This is a genomic window from Lutibacter holmesii (genome assembly GCF_042679665.1).
Taxonomy (GTDB): Bacteria; Bacteroidota; Bacteroidia; order Flavobacteriales; family Flavobacteriaceae; genus Lutibacter; species Lutibacter holmesii.
In genome coordinates, this window is record NZ_JBHTMV010000004.1 from 222905 (window position 1) to 249329 (window position 26425).

The window sequence follows — 26425 nt, forward strand, 5'->3', positions numbered from 1 at the left end:
TTATATAATTGTACCGTTAGTAATTACAGCTCCTTTTTTAACCACTACAATACCATCTCTAACAACATAAGTATCTGTTTCTACATCTTTTAAACTTTTACTTCCATTTATTCTAACATCATCACCAATACAACAGTTTTTATCTAAAATTGCATTTTTAATAAAACATCTTTTTCCTATTCCCATAGAAGGAATATTCTCATTCATAATATCTTCTAAAGATTGGTAATAATCACTACCCATCATATATGTATTAATAACTGTAGATTCTGTATCTATTTTAGATCGAATTCCAATAACTGAATGTTGAATTTTACTAGCATTAATTATACAACCTTCTGCAATTACAGTTTTATCAAGGTTTGTACCTGATACTTTTGTAGTTGGTAGCATTCTGGCGTGTGTATAAATACGCTTTTCTTTACTATATAAATCAAATTTTGGAAACTCATCTGTCAACCCTAAATTGGCTTCAAAAAATGAGTCTATATTACCAATGTCAGTCCAATATCCTTCATATTGATGACTGAATACTCTATTTTTTTCAATAGCCTGCGGAATAATTTCTTTCCCAAAATCAATTGTTTCAGGGTTTTCCATTAACTTAACTAAAAGCTCTCTATTAAATATATAAATACCCATTGAAGCTAAGTAGTTTTTACCTTCAGCTTTCATTTCATCACTTACTTCTGAAGCCCAATCAGGTAATAAACTTGCTTCAGGTTTTTCAATAAATGAAGTTATTTTTCCTTTTTCATTTGTTTTTAATATTCCAAAAGAAGTGGCATCTTTTGCATTAACCGGAATTGTTGCAATAGAAATTTCAGCATTATTTTTTTTATGCACTTTTACCATTTCATTAAAATCCATTTGATACAATTGATCACCTGATAATATTAAAGCATAATCAAAATCATGTTGTAAAAAATGGTGCATACTTTGTCTTACAGCATCTGCCGTACCTTGAAACCAAGTATCATTTCCTGGAGTTTGTTCTGCTGCCAATACATCTACAAAGGCCGAACTAAAAAAACTAAAATGGTATGTATTTTTTATGTGTTTATTTAATGATGCTGAATTAAATTGTGTTAACACAAAAATTCTTTTTATATCTGAATTAATACAATTAGAAATTGGAATATCTACTAATCTATATTTTCCTGCAATAGGTACAGCTGGTTTTGAACGATCTTCTGTTAAAGGATACAATCTTGAACCCTGTCCTCCTCCTAATATTATTGATAATACTTTTTCTCCTGCCATAATTTAAGCGTTTAATGTTTTGTATAAGTTGGTATATTGTTTGGCTGAAAAATCCCACGAATGGTCAATTTTCATAATTTGTTTTCTAATATTTTTATATGAAGTTTTATCTTTATAGAACTCAACTCCTCTTTGAATTACTTCTATTATTTCTGGAACGGTTACTTCGTTATGACAAATACCAGATCCATTTTCTTTTGAAATATCAATTACGGTATCTTTTAACCCTCCAATGCTACGAACAACAGGAATAGTTCCATAACGCAAAGCGTACATTTGATTTAACCCACAAGGTTCAACTCTTGAAGGCATTAAAAGAAAATCGGCACCTGCATAAATAATATGTGAAAGTCTTTCATCATAACCAATAAAAGCATTGTAAGTACCTTTAAAATCTTCTTTTAAATCGTTTAATTGTTTTTCAACTTCTTTATTTCCTGAACCTAGTAATAAAATAGTACATTCATTTTTTTCTAAAACTGCTCTAAACACTTCTGGAAATAAGTCTGAACCCTTCTCGCCTACTAATCTTCCAATAAAGGCAAATAATGGTTTATTTACATCTAGATTAAATTCATTACAAAGCCATTTTTTATTTTCTTTACTACCAGACTGAACGGTACTAATTTTGTAGTTTTTAATTAAAAAAGGATCTGTTTCTGGATTCCAAACATCTACATCAATTCCATTTAAAATTCCAATGCACTTTTCACTCTCTGAACTCAAAAGACCTTCTAATCCATTAGCTTCAAGTTTTAGCTCCTCCATATAACTTGGCGAAACCGTATTAACTCTAAACGCACATTTAATTGCTGCCGCTAAAGGATTGATACAGCCATCCCAATCTAATAATCCTACATTATCAAAGTTAAATTCAGGAAAAATATTCATTCTATCATGTGAAAACCATCCTTGATATTGTGCATTATGTATTGTAAATACCGTTGGAATATTTTTAAGTTCGTTATACACATAACATTGCGAAATTAAAAAAGGAATTAAACCGGTATGGTGATCGTGACAATGAATGGTTGTTGGTTTGTTCTCCCATTCTAAAATCCAATTTAAAACTGCTAATTGAAAGGTAAAAAAACGATCTGTATCATTTTCTGTATAAACATTTTCAGTAAACAATAATTCTGGAATATCTACTAAATACAAATTATATCCTAAATCAATATTAGTAGGTTTTAAAATTTTAAAATCATAATTTGTAGTATCTACTGTAACTGTTCCTTCATAAATTGAAACAAATTCATGCCCATTTGTAAACTTATTGTTATAAAAAGGCATTATTACTTCTGCAGTATTATTTTTATTGTTTTGATATTTGGGTAATGAACCAACAACATCAGCTAATCCACCAACTTTGGCAACAGGATAACATTCAGCACTAATGTGAAGTATTTTCATAAAATTTATATTTTTTCTTAAATCAGTAAAAAATCAAAAGTCTAAGCCTATCTATTTCACGAAATTAATTTTGATAAAAATCAAAACCAACACCACCTTAACTCTTGAAAACCAAAAACTTACAGTAAATTACCTGTAATTAAATTCACTTTGTTTAATATATAAAAAAAAGAGGATATAGAGTTCCTCTTTTTTATAAAAAAATCATAAAAAGAAAATTACTAAGCCATACCATTTTTTTAAATAAATTTTAGTTTTTACATATACAAAAACTAAAAATAATTGCTGTATTCTTTTATATAAAAAAAGCCCGAGTATTACACTCAGGCTTTTAATTTTATTTAATAAGTAATATTAACTCACTAATTTTTTGCTTGATGGTTTAAATTTAGTTAAAACAATTCCTTCAACAGCAGCTTGATATTCCTCTAAAGTTGGAGTTCTACCTAATATTGTAGATAATACAACAACTGGTGTAGAAGACAATAATGACTCACCTTTCTTTTCATTAGTATCTCTTACAACTCTTCCTTGGAATAAACGCGTTGATGTTGCCATTACTGTATCTCCTGGTTCAGCTTTTTCTTGGTTACCCATACATAAATTACATCCTGGACGCTCTAAATACAACATATTTTCATATTTAGTACGTGCTAACCCTTTAGGTGCGTTATCATCAAATTCAAAACCAGAATATTTTACTAATACATCCCAATCTCCTTCTGCCTTTAACTCATCAACAATATTATATGTTGGAGGCGCAACAACTAAAGGTGCATTAAATACAACTTCACCTTGTTGTTTCTCAATGTTCTTTAACATTTGAGCTAAAATCTTCATATCTCCTTTATGAATCATACAAGAACCAATGAAACCTAAATCTACTTTCTTAGTTCCACCATAATATGATAATGGCTTAATATTATCATGAGTATAACGCTTAGACACATCTTCATTATTTACATCTGGATCAGCAATCATTGGCTCAACAATCTTATCTAAGTCTATAACAACTTCTTGATAGTATTTAGCATCTGAATCTGGTTTTAAGGCTGAATTTTTCCCTGATTTAATATCAGCAATACGATTGTTTGCTTTATCAACTAATCCTTTAAGATCTTGCTTAGGATTATCCATCCCCTTATCAATCATAATTTGAATACGATCTCTAGAGATTTCTAACGATTCAATTAAAGTATCATCTTCTGAAATACAAATAGATGCTTTCGCTTTCATCTCAGCAGTCCAATCTGTAAATGTAAATGCTTGATCTGATGTTAACGTTCCTATGTGTACCTCAATAATTTTTCCTTGGAAAACATTCTCTCCTTCAAACTGATCTAACATTTGCTCTTGAGTAGCGTGAACAACATCACGGAAATCCATATAAGGTTTCATTTCTCCTTTAAAAGTAACCTTTACAGATTCTGGAATTGGCATTGTAGCTTCACCAGTAGCTAATGCTAAAGCAACTGTTCCTGAATCTGCTCCAAAAGCAACTCCTTTTGCCATACGAGTATGAGAATCTCCACCAATAATTACATCCCAATCATCAACTGCAATGTCATTTAATACTTTATGAATTACATCTGTCATTGCATGATATTTCCCTTTTGGATCACGTGCAGTAACTAATCCAAAGTCATTCATAAACTTCATTAATCTAGGAATATTCGCTTTAGATTTATCATCCCAAACCGATGCCGTGTGACACCCAGATTGATAACCACAATCTACAATTGGAGAAATTACTGTAGCCGCCATCATTTCTAATTCTTGAGAAGTCATTAAACCTGTAGTATCTTGAGACCCTACAATATTTACTTCAACTCTAACATTTGAACCAGCGTGCAATGTTTTACCTGGTGTAGTACCAACAGCATTTCTATTAAATATTTTTTCAACAGCCGTTAAACCTTGTCCTTCTATAGAAACTTCTTTTGAAGGAGCATATACTTGAGGAACAGCAATATTTAAAACCTTACAAGCAAATGTTTGTAATTTTTTACCAAAAACAACAGCATATGAACCTCCTGCTTTAATAAATTCCATTTTTGGTGGAGTTAAAGCGGTTGAAATATCTTTTAACTCTTTATCTCCGTTGTATAATTTTTTTGTTTTTGTATTAATAGTAAGAACTGTACCTGTAGCTACAGAATACTCTTCTTTTAAAATTGGTTCACCATCTTCATCTACAATAGTATTTCCTTCAGCATCTTTTTCCTTTACCCAGTTTTTTAAATCAATTCCTATACCACCTGTTACACCAACCGTAGTTAAGAAAATAGGTGCAATACCGTTTGTACCAGCAATTACAGGTGCTATGTTAATAAATGGCACATAAGGGCTTGATGAAATACCTGTCCATAAAGCAACGTTATTTACACCAGACATTCTTGAAGAACCAACTCCCATAGTTCCTTTATCTGCAACTAACATCACGCGCTTATCTGGGTGTTTCTCTTTTAATGCTAATAATTCTTGTTGCATTTCTTTATTATGCTCAAACATACATTGACCGTGCAATTCACGATCAGATCTTGAGTGAGCATCTGCTCCAGGTGATAATAAATCTGTTGAAATATCTCCAATACCAGCTACAAATGTTACTATTTCAATTTCTTCATCAACCTCTGGTAGTTTGGTGAAAAATTCTGCTTGAGCATAACTTTCTACTAACTCTTTTGCTATAGCATTACCTGCATTAAAAGCTTGCTCTAATCTATCAGTATCTGCTTCATATAAGAATACTTGCGTTTTTAACACCTTAGTAGCTTCTTTTGCTATTGCAACATCTTCTCCTAAAGCTAAATCTAACAATACTTCTACTGAAGGTCCTCCCTTCATATGAGATAATTGTTCAAATGCAAAAGCCGGAGTAATTTCTTTTACTACTTCTTCACCTAAAATAATTTCTTTTAGAAACTTAGCTTTTACACCTGCAGCACTTGTAGTTCCCGGCAAAATATTATAGATAAAAAAGTTTAAAGAATCTTCTCTATACTCATTATCTAAATCTTTAATTTGATCAATGATTGCACTTGTTAATTCAGCACTATCAATTGGCTGTGGGTGTAACCCTTGCCCTTTTCGGTCTTCAATTTGCTTAAGATAATCAATATACGTATTCATAGTATGTTTGGGAATTTTAAAAAGATACTTAACTTATAAGGCGTCAAATATCATAATTATATAATTTTAGTTTTTTTAATCAAGCGAAGTTACAAAAAATGATGTTTTTAAATAGTATATTTACCTAATCACTAGTATTTTTACAAATATAAACCTCACATCCGTTTATTTTTTTTGATAATATAAAAACATCTTACGAAAACGTTATAATTATTAATATTTGATAAAATCACTTTCTTAAATTTTTATAAAATATTGACAAAATGTATAGCTAGCTTTGAATTTACACCTTTAAAATGTCTTTTTAATAGTGCATATTATTACTCTAAAAATAGCTATGAATTGAATAATTACCTTGTTTGAAGTAAAAAATTAAGTAGGTCTGTAAGCTGGATCCTGTTCTTTAAAAAAAGTTCTTATCATTTATCTAGGCTATAATTTACATTATAGCTCAAGCTGCCTACCCCTTGAAATAAAGCGAGTAACTTTAAAATTTCAATATACGTGGCATTTCACCGCATAGAGTTTACCTGGTTTCACTACAGCCTAACTGTACTTGCTTTCTGTTGCACTTGTCCTCAACTCACGCTGGACGGATGTTATCCGCTATGCTACTCTTTGGTGTCCAGACTTTCCTCTTAATAAAAAGCGATAAGACGACCTACTTAATGTTGCAAATGTACATGTTTTAAACAAGAAACCCACTCAAAATTTGAGTGGGAAAATTGCTTTGAAAAAGAAAAATTATTATTGGATATTTCACCAATAATTATGTCAAATATAATTTATTTTTAATACTTGTTGAAAACACTATGAAAACATGTCTTTTACCTTTTCAAAAAATGATTTATCATATTTTGAAGGTGAAGGCTCAAAATTTTCATCACTTTTCATAGATTCAAAAAACTTCTTTTGTTCTTTATTAAGGTTTTGAGGTGTCCAAACGTTTATATGCACTAACAAATCTCCATTTCCATAATGATCAATGCTTGGTAAACCTTTACCTCTTAATCTTAAAATTTTACCAGACTGTGTACCTGGTTCAATTTTAATTTTTACTTTTCCAGAAACTGTATCAATATTTTTACTTTCTCCTAAAACAGCTTCAGAAAAATTAATATACAAATCATAATGTAAATTGGTGCCTTCACGTTTTAGTGTGTCATGCTTTAATTCTTCAATAACAACAATTAAATCACCATCAATAGCATTATTTCCTGGTGCGGCGTTTCCTTTACCATTTACTTTCAATTGAACACCTTCAGTTACACCTGCTGGTATTTCAATAGAAACCGTTTCTTCACTAACTACTAATCCGCTACTATCTGCATTTTTTGGTTTTTTATCTATAACTTCTCCTGCTCCTTGACAAGTTGGACAAGTTGATGCAGACTGCATACGACCTAAAATAGTATTGGTTACACGCATTACTTGCCCTGAACCGTTACAAGTTGAACAAGTTTTAAAAGTAGCACCCTCGGCCATTACCTTTCTTCTAACTTTTACCTTCTTCTCAACACCTTTGGCAATTTCTTCTAATGTTAATTTAACACGTATACGTAAGTTACTTCCTTTAACACGAGCTCTTCCTCTTGAGCCTCCGCCACCAAAACCACCGAAGCCTCCGCCTCCGCCGAAAATATCACCAAATTGACTGAATATGTCATCCATATTCATTCCGCCACCGCCGAAACCACCTCCACCTTGAGGACCTTCAAAAGCAGCATGACCATATTGATCGTATCTCGCTTTTTTATTTTCGTCACTTAAAATTTCATAAGCTTCTGCAGCTTTTTTAAATTTTTCTTCAGCAGCTTTATCATCAGGATTTTTATCTGGATGATATTTTACAGCCATTTTTCTATAGCCTTTCTTAATTTCTGCAGGGGTAGCATTTTTTGAAACGCCTAAAATCTCGTAAAAATCTTGCTTCATTTTGTCTAATTTATTGTCCTATAACAACTTTTGGATATCTAATAATTTTATCGCCTAATTTGTAACCTTTTTCAACGCCATCAATAATTTTACCTTTCAAATCAGGAGAAGGTGCAGGAATTTGTGTAATTGCTTCATGCTGTTCGGCATCAAACACATCACCTTGCTCGACATTTATAGGACTTAATCCTTTTTGAGCTAAAATATTTCCTAATTTATTTTTGATTAACTCCATACCTTTTAAGGCTGTGTCATCTTCTAATTTTTTTAGCTCATTCAACCCTCTGTCAAAATCATCTAAAATTGGTAATAAAACTGACATTAAATCTTCATTGGCAGTTTTAAACAATTCTATACGTTCTCTTGAAGTTCTTTTTTTATAATTTTCAAATTCAGCAAATAATCGTAAAAATTTATCTTTCTCTTGCTTAACTTCAAGTTCTAATTGCTCTTCAACAGATACTTCTTGTGTTTCTTCTTGCGTAGTCTCTTCAGTATCTTGAATATCTTTCTCCTCTATATTATCTTTATTTTCACTCATAATATTTCGATATAACTTAAATTTCCTTATAGCTTGCAAAAGTATTGCCATTTTTTGAATTATGCCAATATGACATTTTATTTTATTGAAAATTTAATTTGAATTCAAAAAAAATGGATACTTATTTAAATAAATATCCATTTTTAATTATTTTTTATGAAATTAGGATTCTTCTACCCTAGTTATTTTTGCCCCAATTGCTTTTAAGCGTTCATCAATATTTTGGTAACCTCTATCAATTTGTTCAATATTATGAATTGTACTTGTTCCTTGTGCTGATAATGCTGCTATTAATAAAGAAATACCTGCTCTAATATCAGGTGAAGTCATTTTTGTAGCTTTTAAACTAGACTCATGATTCATACCAATAACGGTTGCTCTATGTGGATCACATAATATTACTTTTGCTCCCATATCAATTAATTTATCGACAAAGAACAAACGACTTTCAAACATTTTTTGATGAATTAATACACTTCCTTTTGCTTGTGTAGCAACCACCAACATAATACTTAATAAATCTGGTGTAAATCCTGGCCAAGGCGCATCAGAAATGGTTAAAATTGATCCATCTATAAAGTTTTGAATTTCATAACTATCTTGTTCAGGAATAAAAATATCATCACCTCTTCGTTCTAAATTAATTCCAATTTTTTGAAATATTCTTGGAATAACTCCTAAATCATTCCAGCTTACATCTTTAATTGTAATAGAAGATTTTGTCATAGCAGCCATACCTATCCAACTTCCAATTTCAATCATATCAGGTAAAATTCTATGAGAACACCCTTGTAATGATTCAACACCTTCTATAGTTAAAAAGTTTGAACTAACTCCTGTTATTTTTGCTCCCATACTATTCAACATTTTACATAATTGTTGAATATATGGTTCACAAGCAGCATTATAAATTGTTGTGGTTCCTTTTGCTAACACTGATGCCATAATAATATTTGCAGTACCCGTTACAGATGCTTCATCTAATAACATATCTGTTCCTATCAATTGATCAGCTTCAACACCATAAAATTTCTCGTCTTTATTGTATCTAAACGTAGCGCCTAACTTTATAAAACCTTCAAAATGAGTATCTAATCTTCTTCTACCAATTTTATCTCCACCAGGACGTGGAATATATCCTTTTCCAAAACGAGCTAACAACGGACCAACAATCATAATAGAACCTCTTAGTGAGCTTCCATCTTTTTTAAATTGATCAGACTCTAAATAATTTAAATCTAAATCATCTGCTTGAAAAGTATAAGTGTCTTCACTAATTTTTTCACACTTTACTCCTAATTCACCTAAAACATAAATTAATTTATTTACATCAATAATATTAGGAATGTTACTAATTGTAACTTTTTCAGGAGTAAGTAAAACAGCACAAATTACTTGTAAAGCTTCATTTTTTGCACCTTGAGGTGTAATATTTCCACTTAATTTATGACCACCTTCAATTACAAATTTTGCCATTTTGTTGGTTTATTAATTAGATTTATAATTTTTCTTCTTAAAATCTTGGCGCTGTTTACCACCACCTTTATTATTCGACTTGTTTGTTGACTTTCTTTTCTTTAATAAGTCTTTAACTTGTGATAATGATTCGTTTCTATCAGTTAAATCAATTTTACCGTGAGATAATTCTACTAAATGTTTAAAAATTACCGCATCTTCAACTGTATCTTTATTCCAATTTAAATAACATTTTTTCATATGATTTGCTATTGCAAAATACAACGCTTCACGTGCTTCACCTTCTTCCCAAGTTAAAGCAACATCAATCATAGTTTGAATGTTATTTCCATAAAAACGATATTTTGAAGCAGATTTTGGGTAAGCCAAAGCTTCAGGTTTTGCTTGAAGTTCTTCTCTTGAAGGTTTTTCAAAAGGTGAATCTACTTCTAATTCAAAATTAGACATGATAAATAATTGATCCCAAAGTTTGTGTTTAAAATCAGGAACGTCACGTAAATGTGGTTGTAAATTCCCCATTACATCAACAATTGCTTTCGCCATTTTATTACGTTCTTCAACGTTCTCTAATGCTTTACAATTATCTATAAGTTTTTGTATATGTCTACCGTATTCAGGTATAATTAAATGTGGTCTTTCTCCGTTATATTCTAAATCAAATTCCATGTATCTCTGTTCTATTTAGGTTTTGCAAATTACAATATAAATATTGGTTTAACAATGATATTTTAGCTTATAATCTTAAGCTTAGCAAATTGCAATAATAATTTTTTTACACCTACAGAAGCAAAACGAATTTCTGCTTTTTGATTTGGTCCTGTTCCCTCTAAACTAAGTACTTCTCCTCTACCAAACTTGGTATGTTCAACTCTATTTCCAACAGCAACATTGCTATCAAATAAATTTGCTGAAGCTGATGGTTTACCGGTAACTTTTTTTAAGTTTTTTGGAGCTTGAAACTCCATTTTAGGACTCGCCTTCTTTTTTATTGGTGCACGCTGAATTGGCTTTTTAAATCTAATTTTATTTTGTGGAACACTTCCAAAAATATCTTCATTTATAAATTTATTTTGCTTTGTTTCAGCTACTTTTAACGTTAAATGTTCTAAATATTTTTCGTCTATTTCTTCTAAAAATCTACTAGGCTCACAATCTACTAATTTACCCCAGCGATAACGCATTTGAGCGTGACATAAATACGCTTGTTTTTCAGCTCTTGTTAAAGCTACATAAAACAAACGACGTTCTTCCTCAAGTTCACTTCTTGTATTCATACTCATTGCTGAAGGAAATAAATTTTCTTCTAACCCAACAATATATACATACGGAAACTCTAACCCTTTTGAAAGGTGAATGGTTAATAGTGATACTTTTGGTGTATCATCCTTTGAAGCTTTATCCAAATCTGAAGCTAAAGCAGCATCTTCAAGAAAAAATGCCAAAGAAGCATCTTCTCCTTTTTCTTTTTGTTCAACTGTAAAGTTTTTTATGGCATTTAATAATTCTTGAATATTTTCTACTCTACTAACGCCTTCTGGCGTGCCATCTTTTTCTAAATCTTTAACCAATCTGGTTTGTTTCACTACAAAATCTGCAACTTCATAAGCATCTTTTGTTTCAGCTTCAATTTTAAAGTGCTGAATCATAGTTGCAAAATTGTTTAATTTTGTACGTACTCCAGCATTTAAATTGATATCAGTTTTATTTAAATTACAAATAATTTCAAAAATTGATTTTTTGTAATGATTTGCTGCTACTGATAGTTTATCTACTGTGGAAGCGCCAATTCCTCTTAACGGATAATTAATTACACGTTTTAATGCTTCTTCATCATTTGGATTAATTAATAACCTTAAATATGAAAGCGTATCTTTAATTTCTTTTCTTTGGTAAAATGAAAGTCCACCAAAAATAACATACTCAATATTTTTTTCACGTAAAGCATCTTCAATTGCTCTAGATTGTGAATTGGTACGATATAAAATTGCAAAATCAGAATTTTGAAGTTGGTTGTTCATTTTATTTTCAAAAATAGAATCTGCAACAAACCTACCTTCTTTAATTTCATTAATGGTGCGCATTACTTTTATTTTCTCACCATCACTATTATCTGTCCAAACTTCTTTATCTAATTTGGTTTTATTTTTTTCAATAACACTATTTGCTGCTTCAACAATATTATTAGACGATCTATAATTTTGTTCTAATTTAAAAATCTTAACATTGTCATAGTTCTTCTGAAAATTTAAAATATTTTGAATATTTGCACCACGAAAGGCATAAATACTTTGTGAATCATCGCCTACAACGCAAATATTTTGAAATCTATCAGCTAATGCTCTAACAATTAAATATTGAGAATGATTGGTATCTTGATACTCATCAACCAAAATATATTTAAACCTGTCTTGATATTTGGCTAAAACTGCTGGGAATTGCGTTAGTAACTGATTGGTTCTCAACAATAAATCATCAAAATCCATTGAACCTGATTTAAAACAACGGTCAACATATTGTTGATAAATTTCACCAATTTTTGGACGTTGTGCCATTTTATCAGCTTCCATCAACTCTGGATTGTTGTAATACGCTTTTACTGTGATTAAACTATTTTTAAATGATGAAATTCTTCCTAAAATTTGTTTTGCTTTATAAACATCTTTGTCCAAGCCCATTTCTTTTATAATAGAAGTAATTAAACGGACTGAATCTTGTGAGTCATAAATAGTGAAATTTGAAGGAAAACCTAAATGATGCCCTTCAGATCGTAAAATTCTTGCAAATACAGAGTGAAAAGTTCCCATCCACAAATTTTTTGCTTCAGAAGTACCAACAACAGTTCCAATACGCTCTTTCATTTCACGTGCTGCTTTATTGGTAAAGGTTAATGAAAGTATGTTAAAAGCATCAACACCTTTATTCATTAAATGAGCAATTCTATAGGTTAAAACACGTGTTTTACCTGAACCAGCACCGGCAATTATTATCATTGGGCCGTCTTTATGAACAACGGCTTCTCTTTGAGATTCGTTAAGATTGTCTAAGTAATTATCCACAGGAAGTCTTTAAAAATTCAAATGTACTATTCCAAATTAAGTTTAGCAATAAAAGTTATCTACAAGTTTTTGTTAAATATCTTATTTCAGTTGGTGATTCACAAACAGTAAAACGTAACAAGTATTAAACACAATAATAAATAAACTTTTGAAAAAGGACATAAAAAAAGCGGTTTCATTTGAAACCGCTTTTTACATATTATTTTAAAAATTATTTAGCAAAATTGTAAGACAAGCCCAACATAATCATACTAGTGTTCATTTTATAACCTACAGATGTAACAGGAATTGCTCCGTAAGGATTTGTTGATGAAGCCAATAAAGGATTTAATAAATTTCCTGAAGTTGATCCACCACTTGTTCCATAATGGTACACACCATTTAATTTAAAATTATCACTAAATTCATATCCTAAACCAAATTGTACAGCATTTTTAATAACCGCAGTTGCTGGAATTGAAAAGAACGCTAATTCATCTTCAATTGGATTTGTACTATGCGTATACCCAAATCTTAAAGGTAATTTATTAATTAGTTTTAATTGGAAACCTGCCGAAAAAATATGCACATCATTCCAACCAAAACCTTGTACTGAACCAGTTTGTGTCCAACCTTTATCAGCAAAACCATTTGTATTTGTATAATCTACATTTCTGTAATCAAAAGCTATATCAAAAACATTTGTTGAATATCCAACACCAAAAGATAAAATTGCAGGATAATCCATATTGAAATTTGTATCAGGAGCTGCAGAACCATCTAAATAAGTATTGTTGAATTCAAAGTCACTAAAAGATTGTGCTGTTTTATAAGAAGCTCCAATATTAACTCCTCCTTCTGAAGCATAATACAATCCAAATTGTGCTCCAAAACCAACTGCTGTAGCTTTATCACTGTTTGGATAACCTAACGTCATACTTGGTGAAGAAATAGGACTTGGCGCTAATTCTAATGACGCATAATTAATATTGGGTTGAATACCTAAAGACAATCCTTTCAATATTTCATATGACCAAGATAATGAAACCTGTAATAGCATATAATCAGATTCTATATGTCCAAAACCACTCATATTTTGAGGGTAACTAATAGGGTTTGAATCATTTGGATTCCAAGATGCATTTGGATTGCCCTCTGCATCCATTGGTAAATTTGTTTCTTGAGGAAATGTAACTCCAAAACCGCTAATACCAAAAGCAGAAATACCAAATGTACTTTTACTTCCTTCTTTTCCGTACACAAAAGCAAGTGCTGGCATAGGTGATATTCCTCTATCATCTTCTGTTACACCTGAAACAGCTGGAGATCCGGTAAACATCATTCCTGCGGGAACGCTTGAACTTAACTCTGGTGATGAAGAAAATGCTCCAACACTAAAATCTAATATTTTTCCTTCAAAAGCAGATAAAGTTGCAGGGTTCCATTGTATGGCTCCACTAATATCTAAAGGCATTGCTGTAGCTGCACCACCCATTGACATGTTAACAGCCCCAACACCTTGCATAATATGCCCGGCTTGTGCAAAAGTTGCTGCTGTAAACAGCATTACCATTATTTTTAATAAATTTTTCATAATTGTTTGTTTGGTTTAATTTATGTTTGTTTAGATATTAAAATTAGGCTGTTTAATAAATATAATTACTGATAATTGTCAGTAATTTAGTTTTGAATTGTAACAATAGTTACTCAGTAATATTTGCGACATTACTTACTTTATAATAACTAAATTATATTGTGAATATTCAATAACAAAGTCTAAATTTGACTCATAAAATGATAAGAAAAGAATGGATTTAGATAGAATACTTGAATTACTTAGTTATACAATACCATCAGTTATTACTGGTTTAGTAGCCTATTATTTTTTTGTAACACATACTAAAAATGAAGAACGCAAATTAAAATTGGGGCTTTTAAAAGAAAATCAAAAGCAGGCTTTACCAATAAAATTGCAAGCTTATGAACGAATGACATTGTTTTTAGAACGTATAAACCCTTCTAGCTTATTAATTAGAATTACCTCTGTAAATAATGATAAAAACGCCTATGCAATAAGTATTATGAATAATATTGAGCAAGAATTTGAACATAATTTAGCACAACAAATTTATATAAGTGATGAATGTTGGAACGTAATTGTTGCTTCAAAAAATACCACACTACAATTAATAAGTAAAACTAGCCAACTTGAAAATATTTTAACTGCTCAAGATTTAAGAGAGGCTATTTTGAAAAAAATGGTTGATGTAGCTCCACCAAGTACTACAGCTTTAGCTTTTATTAAAAACGAAGTGAAAAATATTATTTAATCCTCTAAACAGGAATTAAATCGCAAAAATGAAAACCAGATTCTTTTTTTGAATTATCATCTTTTGAAATTTCATATTCTTTATACGTTTTTTCACCAATTTTAAATTGAATTGGATTTTTAAATATAGGACCATCAAAAACAAAAGTATGAAACTCTCCATTTTCTCCACAAGGGTCTACATTTTTAGGCAAATCTTTTAATAATTCTTTATCTATAACTCTACCTGTAAATTCACTTCCTAAAAGTTCAGCCTTACAACAAACAATCATTGTTTTAAATCCTAAATCTATAAATTCGTTTACAAGTTCAGTTGTATTACGTTTCCATAGCGGAAAATAACCTTGCAAGCCAACTTCTTTTAATCGCGTTTCACGGTACGTACGTAAATCTTCCAAAAAAATATCACCAAAAATGCTATGCGTAATTTTTTGTTTATTAATTTCAATAAGTTGCCTTTTCATAATAGCATCGTAATCTTCCATTGAAGGAGTTTCAGGCAACAAAATTCGTTGTATTGGCAACCCTATTTCTTTTCCTTGCGCAGTTAACAACTCATTTCTAACACCGTGCATAGAAATTCTATTGAACTTTGAGTTTACTGTAGTTACCAATTGTGTAACATCAAATTTCTCATCATTCAAAATATGATACAATGCCAAGGCGCTGTCTTTACCTCCACTCCAATTAAAAATTGCTTTATGCTGCTTCATTATAATTACAAATATTTGATGTGAAAAAATAGCCTAATCTTATTAATAAAATTAGGCTATTGTTTTTATTATATTTTAACTAATTCTAATTAAAATAAATTTTTGATGCCCCAACTGGTGCAGCAGTAGTATTTGTTTTTGCTCCAGTAGAAAGACTAAATACATTCATTTTACTTTCACCACTAAAATTAGCATCTAAAGTATATACACTATCATCTTCTACTTCAAGACCATATAAGTAAGCTGCTTCCGTTTCTAACAATGCAGTAGTAGGTAAACTTGTTGCTGAAACATCCATTTTATAAATGCTACTTCCTAAATTATAATAAATATATGAATCATCTTCTACCATTAAACTTGGATTTGAACCACTAGGAAATGCTAATTCTGATGAAACAGTATCACTATTAGTATCTATAGTTGTAATTACAGCATCAGTTTGACCAAGCCAATTCCAATTCTCATCATAAATTGTTCTTCCTTCAGACAAAACAACTAGATCTCCAGAATTATTAACAAATAACTCATCTGGATTATCTCCAACTGTAATTTCAGATGTTGCTTGTGTATCAATATCAATAACAGTTACAATATTATTTGTTGACCAAGCTCCTTTATGAGAAACATATAATTTTCCGTTTTCTTCAACAATACGCTCTGGACCATTTCCTACAGGAATTGTACTTGTAACTTCAAAAGCATCTAAGTCTATTACAGCAACAAAATCATCTGTAGCATCATATGTACTTCCCCAGTTAGTTGCATATCCAATTCCATCTTCAATTACCATATATCTTGGCAAAATTAGATCTGTTGTAATTTCCCCAACATATTCAAAAGTATATCTATCTACAACAACTATGGTATTTTGATTGTCAACAATAATGTAAGCGTAATCATCATCAAAAGAAATTGATTGTAAATACACCCCTAAATCTGCTCCATTTACATTTTTATAAATTAAACTTTCTGTAGTAACATAGTCATCTGACACAAAATAAACAGATCCTGTTGCTACTCCTTCACCACTTATAATAATACCGTTTTCATAATCACCTTTTGGTAATTGTGGCTCGTCATCATCATCACACGACACGAATAATACACTTAGTAAAAATATGCTAAGTAAAAATTTACTGATTTTCATAATTTAAAATTTAAAGTTTATGTTTATATTAAAATTTCTATTAGGCATTGGTCTACTAGGTAAAACTTCGTATTCTTTATTAAATACATTATTTACTTTTACTCCTAAACCTAATTGTTTGTTATTTGATTTTATAATGTTATAGTTTACACCTGCATTTCCTACATTGTAATATGGTACAGTGTAAGTATCTAAATTATCTGTAGTTGTATATACTTCACCTGTAAATAAGTGTTGGTAAAAAGCACTAAACCTTTTGTAAGAATATCCTAAACTTCCATTAGCTAAATGCTTAGGCACGTAGGTTAAATAGTTATTAGTACTTTTATCTTTTGCAATGGTGTAACTATAATTTAAATTGAAATTAAAAAGATGTTTATGTATTGCTTTGTTTATAGCTGCTGTAAACTCTACACCTTTATTTAAAGCTTCTGCAACGTTAATTGGTGTCCAAATACCTGGTCTATCAGGATCACCACCAGGAGTCCAAACTATTTTATCACTTGACTTTATATAAAAAGCACCTATATCAAATTTAACCGTATTTGATTTATAGGTAACACCAAAGTCACCTTGTAATGAAGATTCAGGAATTAAATCTAAATTACCCAACGCAGGCCAATACAAATCGTTATATGTTGGTACTCTATAATTTTTTGATCCATTAACTCTTGCAATTGTATTTTTCAACAAGTTAATTTCGGCTCCCAATGCAAATATTAACGGAATTTTATAATCTGAATTAAAATCTTTTCTAATCTTCGCATTTATGGAAACTATATTCTCAAAACTAAGATTGTAAATAAAGAATTGCGAAAATTGTTTTCTATTTTGCTCTCTAATTTCATCAGTACTTCCAAAAACCGATTCTAGTTCTGTAACACTTTCAATACTTGAATGTTGTGAGATTTGATAGTTAAAATTGTACTTTAATAAATATGTTTTTGACTTACCATAATTGTAAGCGTTTACATTTTTATCTACAAAATATCTATACTCTTGAGTTAAATATGCAAATTTAATAGCGTGAGTAAATTCATTTTTATGAAAATTGTATGCTATTAAATTTCTAAAATTATAATCTTTATATTTTTCTTTAGCTGCGGAAGGATTAGGTAACGTACCTGAAAATTCGCGATCCCCATTAAATTTAGATGAAAACACACTAAACTTACTAAAGTTATTCAGTTTATAAGCAAAACCTAAATTAAAACTTAAATTTTCATAAGCGCCATTTTCATTTTTCAATCCATCTGTTCCCAACCAATCATAATCATTTTCAGATTGATTAAAAGACACTCCAAATTTAGCAGCTATACTTTCATTCCCATATGAAACCTTATACAAACTATTGTAGGTATTATAACTCCCTAACGAAGTTACAACCTGATTATCAAAATGTTTTCCAAAACTTAATTGATCATTTAAATGAATTGTTCCTCCAATTGCACCTGAACCAAATTCAATACTACCACCACCACTTCTAACATTAATATTATCAAACAAATTAACTGTTAAAGCGTTAAATCCTGTTTGCCCATTGTTAATGGAATTTATATTAATACCGTTCCAAATAACTGCTGTGTTTGAAGCACTTGTTCCTCTAAAACTTGCAGTACTTGTTCCGCCAGCTCCATATTCTTTTATATAAATTGGCGTATTAAAACGTAATAAGCTTGTAAATGACTCGGTGTTTTTTAAAATTACTGAATCTGAAAGCACTAAAACCTTATACCCTTTAGACAGTTTTTGTAATTTTACTGTACTCAAGTTTACAACCTTTAAAGTTTGAACACTATCAAGTTGTGCAAAAGATTTGCTTCCAATTAATAAAATAAATACAAATAAAATATATCTCATCATAATAACCTTTCTCCCGAAAGTTTTAATTAATTAGATTGTGGCAGGTCTCCTGGCTTACGTATTGTTATTTACCTTCCCGTTTATTAACAGTGGTTTAAGTTTAATAACAACCATCGATTTCATCGACTAAGCATACAGTTGCGGGAACAGCTTCGGACTTTAACCGAATTCCCTTTTAACTCGTTTTATGTAAAATAAAACCGAGAACCATAATCGGCTGCAAAAGTAATTAAATAAGATTAATTAGTATCATTATTTCATAATAATATTACATTTGCTAAAAATTTAAACTCTATGATACATTATATAACTGGTGGAGAAAGATCTGGTAAAAGCAGCTATGCTCAGAAATTAGCAGAGAGTTTAAGCAATTCTCCTTATTATTTGGCAACCTCTAGAATTTGGGATAACGATTTTGAAAAAAGAGTTGAACGTCATAAAAATGATAGAGATGATCGTTGGACAACAATTGAAGAAGAGAAAGAAATTTCAAGAGTAATCCCAAAGAATTCAGTTGTTGTTATTGATTGTGTTACTTTATGGTTAACAAATTTATATTTTGACTCTGAATACAATGTTGAAAAAGCATTAGAATTAGCATCAATTGAAATTGAAAATTTATCAAAACTAGAAAGTGAAATTATTATTATTTCAAATGAAATTGGAATGGGTGTTCATGCACAAACACAAATGGCTAGAAAATTTACAGAATTACAAGGTTGGACAAATCAACGTATTGCTAAAATAGCAGATAAAGCAGTTTTTATGGTCTCAGGACTTCCACTTACTTTAAAATAATACACCCCTATGAATACATTTAAAATTACCCCAACTAACAAAAAATTTCTTAAAGAAATTACGCATAAAATAAACAATAAAACAAAGCCGTTAGGCTCGTTAGGAACATTAGAAATTATAGCCCAAAAATTATGTTTAATTCAAAACACATTATCTCCAAAATTAAACAAACCAGCAATGCTGGTTTTTGCAGGTGATCACGGTATTGTAAACAATTACCCTGTTAGTTCTTGTCCGCAAGAAGTAACACCTCAAATGGTATTTAACTTTTTAGAAGGTGGCGCTGGAATTAATGTTTTTTGTAAACAACATGGCTTTGATTTAAGCGTAATTGACGCCGGTGTAAATTACGATTTTGAGAACAGCGACGCTTTAATTAATGCAAAAATAGCAAAAGGAACTAAAGACTACTCAAAAGAGCCAGCAATGACAAAAGTGCAATGCGAACAAGCTTTTAAAATTGCTAGTGAAATAGTTTCTGAAAAATATGCTAATGGTAGTAATATAATTTCATTTGGAGAAATGGGAATAGGAAATACTTCTTCTGCTTCTTTATTAATGAGTGCTACTACAAAACAATCTATTGAAACTTGCATTGGTAAAGGAGCTGGCCTTACTGATGAGGGATTAGCAAATAAAATTTCAATATTAACCAAAGTTCAAAATTTCCACGGAATAAGTGAAAATGCACTTGAAAATTTACAAAATTTTGGAGGGTTTGAAATTGCAATGATGACTGGTGCTATGCTAAAAGCTGCTGAATTAAAAATGACTTTAATTATTGATGGTTTTATTGCCACTTCTTCCCTTTTAATAGCACAAGAGCTTAATAAGAATGTATTAGATTACTGTTTATTTTCACATGTTTCAAATGAACAAGGACATATTAAAATGCTAGACTTTTTAAATGCTACCCCAATTTTACACCTTGGTTTACGCTTAGGTGAAGGTACTGGTGCTGCAATTGCCTATCCAATAATTCAATCTGCTGAATATTTTATAAATCAAATGGCAAGTTTTGAAAGTGCTGGTGTAGCTAATATTGTTGAATAATATAACATGAAAAAAGAGTTAACTATTTTCTTAACAGCTATTATGTTTTTTACACGAATTCCGTGTCCAAAATGGATAGATCATTCTGGAGATATACTTCAAAAGTGCACTAAGTATTTTTCTATGATTGGTGTAATTGTTGGTTGTTTTGGGGCTTTAGTGTTTTGGGTAGCTTCATATATTTTACCGCTAAACATATCAATTTTACTAAGTTATGTTTCAACAATTTGGATTACTGGAGCATTTCATGAAGATGGCTTTGCTGATGTTTGTGATGGTTTTGGAGGCGGTTGGACCAAAGATAAAATACTTGCTATAATGAAGGATTCATTAGTTGGAACCTATGGTATAGTTGGTTTAATATGTTTATTTACATTAAAACTTTTTTCTCTTTTTGAAATTAGCAACCAATTAATTATTACAATTATTGCTGGGCATAGTGTAAGCAGATGTTTAGCTGCATTTATTTTATATTTATATCCGTACGCAAGAACTGAAAATTCAAAATCTATTGCCGTAGCTAATAATTTTAAACTTACTTATTTAATTTTTAATATAGTAATTGGGTTTTCTCCATTGCTATTATTTAAAACATATTGGGTATTTCTAGCAATAATCCCTCCATTCATAGCAATGTTGCTTTTAGGCAGGTTTTTCAAAAAATGGATTGGTGGTCAAACAGGTGATTGCGCTGGTGCAACGCAACAAATTACTGAAGTTATTTTTTATTTAAGTCTATTAGTTTTATGGAGATATATTTAGTAAGACATACCACTCCAAACATAGAAAAAGGCATATGCTACGGCCAGTCAAATATAGATGTAGCAGCTTCATTTAAAAATGAGGTTGATGCAATTTTAAATGCGTTAGATATTACAAAAGAAACCGTTGTATATTCTAGCCCATTAAAAAGGTGCACTCGCTTAGCGCAACAGTTTTCAAAAAATATAATTATTGATGACAGATTAATGGAGCTTAATTTTGGAGACTGGGAATTATTAAATTGGGATAATTTACCTAAAAAAGCATCAAATATTTGGATGAATGATTTTGTAAATGTTTCTACTCCAAACGGTGAAGCTTATATTGATTTAGCTAAAAGAGCAAACGAAATTTTTACTGAAATAGTTTCAACTTCAGCCAAAAAAATAATTATAACAACTCACGCGGGAGTTATTAGAAGTATACTCTCAAAAATGACTAACATACATTTAAAAGATTCATTCAATATAGATGTAAAATACGGTCAAGTATTCAAAATTATAAAACAAAATAATACACTTAAACTACTTTAAAACTACAATTATGAAATTATTTAAAAATATTTATTTATCAATTTTAACCATTTCTTTAATTGTTTCGTGTAGCACAAACAGCACAAAAAAAATAGAACCAAAAGCAATTTCACTTGTTAAATATGCTAAAGGTTTTGATATTTTAAAGTCTGAAAATGAAACAACACTAATTATAAAAACACCTTACCCTGGAGCAACAAAAGACGTTGTTTACACTATTGTTTCTACAGAAACATCAGCAAAAAACACAATTCAAGTACCTTTAAAATCAATTGTGGTAACTAGTTCAACACACGTACCTTCTCTAGAACTTTTAGGTGTTGAAAATAAATTAGTTGGGTTTCCTAATACCGATTTTATTTCTTCTGTAAAAACAAGGAAATTAATTAACGAAAACCTAGTTAATGAATTAGGACATCCTGAACATATTAATACAGAAACATTGTTAGATTTAAAACCCGATTTAGTAATGGGCTTTTCTATTAACAGTAACAATAAAATGTATGCAACAATTGAAAAAATTGGAATTCAAGTACTTTTAAATGGTGATTGGCTTGAAGAAACTCCTATAGGGAGAGCTGAATGGATTAAAGTTTTTGGAGTATTGTTTGATAAAGAAAAGGAAGCTGACAGTATTTTTAATAATATAAAAAATAACTACCTCAATGCAAAAGAAATTGCGAAAAAATCTAAAAACAAACCTTCTATAGTTTGTGGTGGATTATACAAAGATGTTTGGTATTTACCTGCTGGAAACAGTTTTGAAGCACAATTTTTAAAAGATGCAAACACCAATTACTTATGGAAAGATTCTGAAGGTGAAGGTAGCTTATCTTTAAATATAGAAAATGTTTTTGAAAAAGGAAAAGATGCTGATATTTGGATTTCTCCTGGTTTTTATGCCAATCTAAACGAACTTGGAAAAGCTAATTTAATTAGCTCAAAAATGAAGGCTTTTGAGGATAAAAGAATTTATTCATACAATAATACAACAGGTGAAAAAGGTGGTATTTGGTATTTTGAATTATCTCCAATAAGACCTGATTTGGTTTTAAAAGATTTAATTAAAATTGCACACCCTGAATTATTACCTAATTATGAATTCACTTTTTATAAAAGATTAAACTAATAATTACAATGAAAAAACTTCGACCAAAATCTAATTTAGATGAGCTATGTTACCCTTATATTTATGAGGATTCTTTACTTTGTGATTATGAAATTTTAACAGATGACTTAACCAGAATGGTAGGTTGGGCAATTAACGATCTAGGTGTTTTAAGACAACAATATCCAAAAAGCATTGAATTACAAACATTGGAAAATGAACTTAATTGGATACTGCCACTTTGTTATCATTTAAACGGATCTATTAGAGGTGAATTAGCAATTACAGAACAAGATCATCAACAATTATTAAAGAACTATAGAGCTATAAAAACTATTACAGAAAACGCTATTTCCGGATTTGTATTACCTGGAGGAGTTTCACCTGTAGGAGTTTTAAATAAATGCTCGTCAATGTGTAAACAAGCAATACGATTAATGGTGAAAATTCATAATTATGAACAAAAAGAAGTTGCAGAAATACTACCTAAATTCGCTAATTTATTATGTAATTACTTTTTTACAGCAACCGTATTAATTAATAAAGTTACAGGTTTTAAAGAAACTCCATTTATAAGTAAAAGTTATAAGTAAAGTAATTTAAATGCACGAATTAACTGTAAGTAGAATTGAATTATAAAATTAACTTTATATACTATAACATAACTTATTAGCAAAAAAAAGAGCTGTAATTATATTTACAACTCCTTTTTATAAATAATAAAAATTAAATTTAATCAAACATAGATGTTTGAGTATCGTCTTCTTCAATCACTTCAATATTTTCAATCACTGGAGGCTCGTATGGCAAAGGTTCTAACAGATTTACTGTTTTAATTTTGTCGCCTGTTAATTGATTTCCAAGAGCTTTTATACCTTTAACGGCAATAAACTCTTCTAAATTTACTTCCATATTTTCCAAACTTCGTTTAGAGAATACAATTTCAGCCATAGGTCTATAATCTGTTGAAACAATTTCTAACTGTGATTTTGGATGATCTGAAATAAATACTTCTTCCTTATTTGGGTTATCTATCATAAAACGTTTGATATAATAACGTTCTTTTTCACCTTCATAATAAATTACTGAAATTGGTTTTTGAGGTTCCCATTTTTCAAGCACAATCATATCACTATCAAAATGCGTTGTTAATTCTGGTTTTATAGTTTTAACTTCACCTTTTTGATTGATTATTAATAACCTATCTTCACCTTTAAATTCACCTAAAAGTTCTCCTCTTGCATCAACGTTTAAACGCTGTACAGTTTCATCAAACCATATTTTGCGTGGCTTTAAGGTTGAAACACCTTCAGATTTTAATTCTATTTTTCTTATAGGATATTTGCTAACAGTGTTCCCTTTTACACCACGACCTTTTATTAATAATTCAGAAAAATCAATATCCCATTTTAATTTTTTTACGCTTCCAACAGATCGCAATGTAACCGTTACAACTTCTGCTTCACCATTAGGATTTGCAGTAAAATAATGAACTACTGACGCTTTTTGTCCATTGGTTAAATCGTACTCTTTATCTCTGGTTACACTTGTAACATTAAAACGTTTCATATAACTTGCTCCGTGTCTTCCATCTCTATAAATCATATTGTACACGGTACGTTTATCATTCTTTTTAAAAATAGCAATATGTATAATATTTTTACCAACAAAGGTTTTAGTATCAACCTTGGTAATCATCATTACACCATCTTTTCTAAAAATAATAATATCATCAATATCTGCGCAGTCACCTAAATACTCATCACGTTTTAATGAAGTTCCCACAAAACCTTCTTCTCTATTCACATAAAGCTTTGTGTTACGCATTACAACTTTTGTAGCCACAATATCATCAAACAAACGCAATTCTGTTTTACGCTCCTTCCCTTTTCCGTATTTAACTTTTAGCTCTTTAAAATAATCAATTGCATACTCAATTAAATTGGCTAAATTATTTTTTACAGCAGCTATTTTATCTTCTAAACCTTCAATAAATTGCTTTGCTTTATCAATATCAAACTTAGAAATCTTTTTGATTCTAATTTCAGTCAAACGTACAATATCATCTTCAGTAACTGCTCTTTTTAAATGTTTTACATGTGGCTTTAAACCATCATCAATTGCATTTATTACGCCTTTCCAAGTTTCTTGCTCTTCAATATCACGATAAATTCTATTTTCAATAAAAATGCGCTCTAACGAAGCAAAATGCCATTGTTCTTCCAGTTCATTTAAATGAATTTCAAGTTCTAGCTTTAATAAATCTACTGTATGATTTGTAGAAGTTTTTAAAATTTCAGAAACACCAATAAAAACAGGTTTATTATTATCAATTACACAACCTAAAGGCGAAATAGAATTTTCACAATTTGTAAATGCATATAGCGCATCAATCGTTTTATCAGGGGAAATACCGTTTGGTAAATGCACTAAAATTTCAACATTTGCCGCTGTATTATCTTCTATTTTTTTAATCTTAATTTTACCTTTATCATTGGCTTTTATAATAGATTCAATTAATGAAGAAGTAGTTGTACCATAAGGAATTTCAGATATTACTAACGTTTTTTTATCTTGTTGAGAAATTTTGGCTCTTACTCTAATTTTACCACCTCGTTTACCATCATTATAATTTGAAACATCTGCAATTCCACCAGTTAAAAAATCTGGAACTAAAGTAAAACTTCTACCTTTTAAATATTTAATTGAAGCATCAATTAATTCATTAAAATTATGTGGCAACACCTTTGTTGAAAGTCCAACGGCAATACCTTCAGCTCCTTGTGCCAAAAGCATTGGGAATTTTACAGGTAAATCTACAGGTTCTTTTTTTCTACCATCATAAGAAGTTTGCCATTCAGTAGTTTTTGGATTAAAAACAACATCTAATGCAAATTTAGATAAACGAGCCTCAATATACCTTGAAGCTGCCGCACGGTCACCGGTTAAAATATTTCCCCAGTTTCCTTGCATATCAATCAACAATTCCTTTTGACCAATTTGCACCATCGCATCTGCAATTGAAGCATCACCGTGTGGGTGGTATTGCATTGCGTGCCCAACAATATTTGCTACTTTATTGTAACGTCCATCGTCTAAGTCTTTCATAGAATGTAAAATTCTACGTTGTACAGGCTTAAAACCATCATTTATTCCAGGTACGGCACGTTCTAAAATTACATAGGAAGCGTAATCTAAAAACCATTCCTTATACATTCCTGTAACTTTGGTAATGGTTTCTTGGCTTCCAAAATCTTCGTTCAAGTCGTTATTTAATTCTTCGTTGTTTTCTTCTTGCATTCTTGTGGGATCTTGTACTTGGTA

The 26425-nt window shown here is 30.2% G+C and carries 20 protein-coding genes, 1 other RNA gene and 1 riboswitch; of the genes, 7 read left to right on the forward strand and 14 right to left on the reverse strand.

Features of this window, described 5'->3' with window-relative positions; all coding sequences use genetic code 11:
- From ACFQ5N_RS09325 to ACFQ5N_RS09370, 10 genes are all read right to left on the reverse strand, one after another.
- Entirely contained in the window at positions 1-1263 is a 1263-nt protein-coding gene (locus ACFQ5N_RS09325) for a glucose-1-phosphate adenylyltransferase (RefSeq protein WP_386809226.1), read from the reverse strand.
- Between the two features lie 3 nt (positions 1264-1266).
- On the reverse strand, positions 1267-2676 hold the full coding sequence (locus tag ACFQ5N_RS09330) for a glycogen synthase (protein WP_386809227.1): 1410 nt from the start codon (positions 2674-2676) through the stop codon (positions 1267-1269).
- Positions 2677-3030: 354 nt separating this feature from the next.
- Positions 3031-5808 (reverse strand): bifunctional aconitate hydratase 2/2-methylisocitrate dehydratase, encoded by a 2778-nt coding sequence (locus tag ACFQ5N_RS09335; protein WP_386809228.1) that lies wholly within the window; start codon positions 5806-5808, stop codon positions 3031-3033.
- Between the two features lie 369 nt (positions 5809-6177).
- Positions 6178-6476, reverse strand: an RNA gene (gene rnpB, locus ACFQ5N_RS09340) — RNase P RNA component class A.
- 142 nt (positions 6477-6618) lie between these two features.
- Positions 6619-7743, reverse strand: coding sequence for a molecular chaperone DnaJ (gene dnaJ / locus ACFQ5N_RS09345; RefSeq protein ID WP_386809229.1), 1125 nt, complete (start codon positions 7741-7743; stop codon positions 6619-6621).
- Positions 7744-7753: 10 nt separating this feature from the next.
- Positions 7754-8284, reverse strand: a complete 531-nt coding sequence (locus ACFQ5N_RS09350; RefSeq protein ID WP_386809230.1) for a nucleotide exchange factor GrpE — start codon at positions 8282-8284, stop codon at positions 7754-7756.
- Between the two features lie 162 nt (positions 8285-8446).
- Entirely contained in the window at positions 8447-9760 is a 1314-nt protein-coding gene (gene murA, locus ACFQ5N_RS09355) for a UDP-N-acetylglucosamine 1-carboxyvinyltransferase (protein ID WP_386809231.1), read from the reverse strand.
- Between the two features lie 12 nt (positions 9761-9772).
- Positions 9773-10426, reverse strand: a complete 654-nt coding sequence (locus ACFQ5N_RS09360; RefSeq protein WP_386809232.1) for a DUF4290 domain-containing protein — start codon at positions 10424-10426, stop codon at positions 9773-9775.
- Positions 10427-10488: 62 nt separating this feature from the next.
- The gene (locus ACFQ5N_RS09365; RefSeq protein ID WP_386809233.1) at positions 10489-12816 is read right to left on the reverse strand and encodes an ATP-dependent helicase; all 2328 of its coding nucleotides are present in this window, start codon (positions 12814-12816) and stop codon (positions 10489-10491) included.
- A 211-nt stretch (positions 12817-13027) separates the two neighbouring features.
- Positions 13028-14389, reverse strand: coding sequence for an OmpP1/FadL family transporter (locus ACFQ5N_RS09370; RefSeq protein ID WP_386809234.1), 1362 nt, complete (start codon positions 14387-14389; stop codon positions 13028-13030).
- 214 nt (positions 14390-14603) lie between these two features.
- On the opposite strand from ACFQ5N_RS09370, the gene ACFQ5N_RS09375 reads away from it, so the two are divergent.
- Positions 14604-15125 carry a DUF7935 family protein gene (locus ACFQ5N_RS09375; protein WP_386809235.1) on the forward strand — a complete coding sequence of 174 codons (522 nt, stop codon included), beginning with the start codon at positions 14604-14606 and terminating at the stop codon, positions 15123-15125.
- A gap of 4 nt (positions 15126-15129) precedes the next feature.
- Here ACFQ5N_RS09375 and ACFQ5N_RS09380 read toward each other — a convergent pair whose 3' ends face one another.
- From ACFQ5N_RS09380 to ACFQ5N_RS09390, 3 genes are all read right to left on the reverse strand, one after another.
- Entirely contained in the window at positions 15130-15837 is a 708-nt protein-coding gene (locus ACFQ5N_RS09380; RefSeq protein ID WP_386809236.1) for a Dph6-related ATP pyrophosphatase, read from the reverse strand.
- Positions 15838-15922: 85 nt separating this feature from the next.
- Positions 15923-16984: a YncE family protein gene (locus ACFQ5N_RS09385; protein WP_386809237.1), complete on the reverse strand. Its 1062-nt coding sequence runs from the start codon at positions 16982-16984 to the stop codon at positions 15923-15925.
- A 3-nt stretch (positions 16985-16987) separates the two neighbouring features.
- Complete coding sequence (locus ACFQ5N_RS09390; RefSeq protein ID WP_386809238.1) at positions 16988-18847, reverse strand: TonB-dependent receptor plug domain-containing protein; 1860 nt, start codon at positions 18845-18847, stop codon at positions 16988-16990.
- Between the two features lie 22 nt (positions 18848-18869).
- A riboswitch (cobalamin riboswitch) is annotated at positions 18870-19074 on the reverse strand.
- 67 nt (positions 19075-19141) lie between these two features.
- Between ACFQ5N_RS09390 and cobU the strand changes: the two genes are divergently transcribed.
- The 6 genes from cobU to ACFQ5N_RS09420 are packed head-to-tail and all read left to right on the forward strand — an operon-like array spanning position 19142 to position 23694.
- Positions 19142-19645 carry a bifunctional adenosylcobinamide kinase/adenosylcobinamide-phosphate guanylyltransferase gene (cobU, locus tag ACFQ5N_RS09395; RefSeq protein WP_386809239.1) on the forward strand — a complete coding sequence of 168 codons (504 nt, stop codon included), beginning with the start codon at positions 19142-19144 and terminating at the stop codon, positions 19643-19645.
- Positions 19646-19654: 9 nt separating this feature from the next.
- Positions 19655-20698 (forward strand): nicotinate-nucleotide--dimethylbenzimidazole phosphoribosyltransferase, encoded by a 1044-nt coding sequence (cobT, locus tag ACFQ5N_RS09400; RefSeq protein ID WP_386809240.1) that lies wholly within the window; start codon positions 19655-19657, stop codon positions 20696-20698.
- 6 nt (positions 20699-20704) lie between these two features.
- On the forward strand, positions 20705-21460 hold the full coding sequence (gene cobS / locus ACFQ5N_RS09405; RefSeq protein WP_386809241.1) for an adenosylcobinamide-GDP ribazoletransferase: 756 nt from the start codon (positions 20705-20707) through the stop codon (positions 21458-21460).
- Complete coding sequence (gene cobC, locus ACFQ5N_RS09410) at positions 21445-21993, forward strand: alpha-ribazole phosphatase (RefSeq protein WP_386809242.1); 549 nt, start codon at positions 21445-21447, stop codon at positions 21991-21993. Before cobS ends, cobC begins: the two co-directional genes overlap by 16 nt.
- A 10-nt stretch (positions 21994-22003) precedes the next feature.
- Entirely contained in the window at positions 22004-23122 is a 1119-nt protein-coding gene (locus ACFQ5N_RS09415) for an ABC transporter substrate-binding protein (protein WP_386809243.1), read from the forward strand.
- A gap of 8 nt (positions 23123-23130) precedes the next feature.
- Positions 23131-23694, forward strand: a complete 564-nt coding sequence (locus tag ACFQ5N_RS09420) for a hypothetical protein (RefSeq protein ID WP_386809244.1) — start codon at positions 23131-23133, stop codon at positions 23692-23694.
- Between the two features lie 139 nt (positions 23695-23833).
- Here the strand turns inward: ACFQ5N_RS09420 and ACFQ5N_RS09425 are convergent, their stop codons facing one another.
- Positions 23834-26401 carry a DNA gyrase/topoisomerase IV subunit A gene (locus tag ACFQ5N_RS09425; protein ID WP_386809245.1) on the reverse strand — a complete coding sequence of 856 codons (2568 nt, stop codon included), beginning with the start codon at positions 26399-26401 and terminating at the stop codon, positions 23834-23836.
- Between the last annotated feature and the right edge of the window lie 24 nt (positions 26402-26425).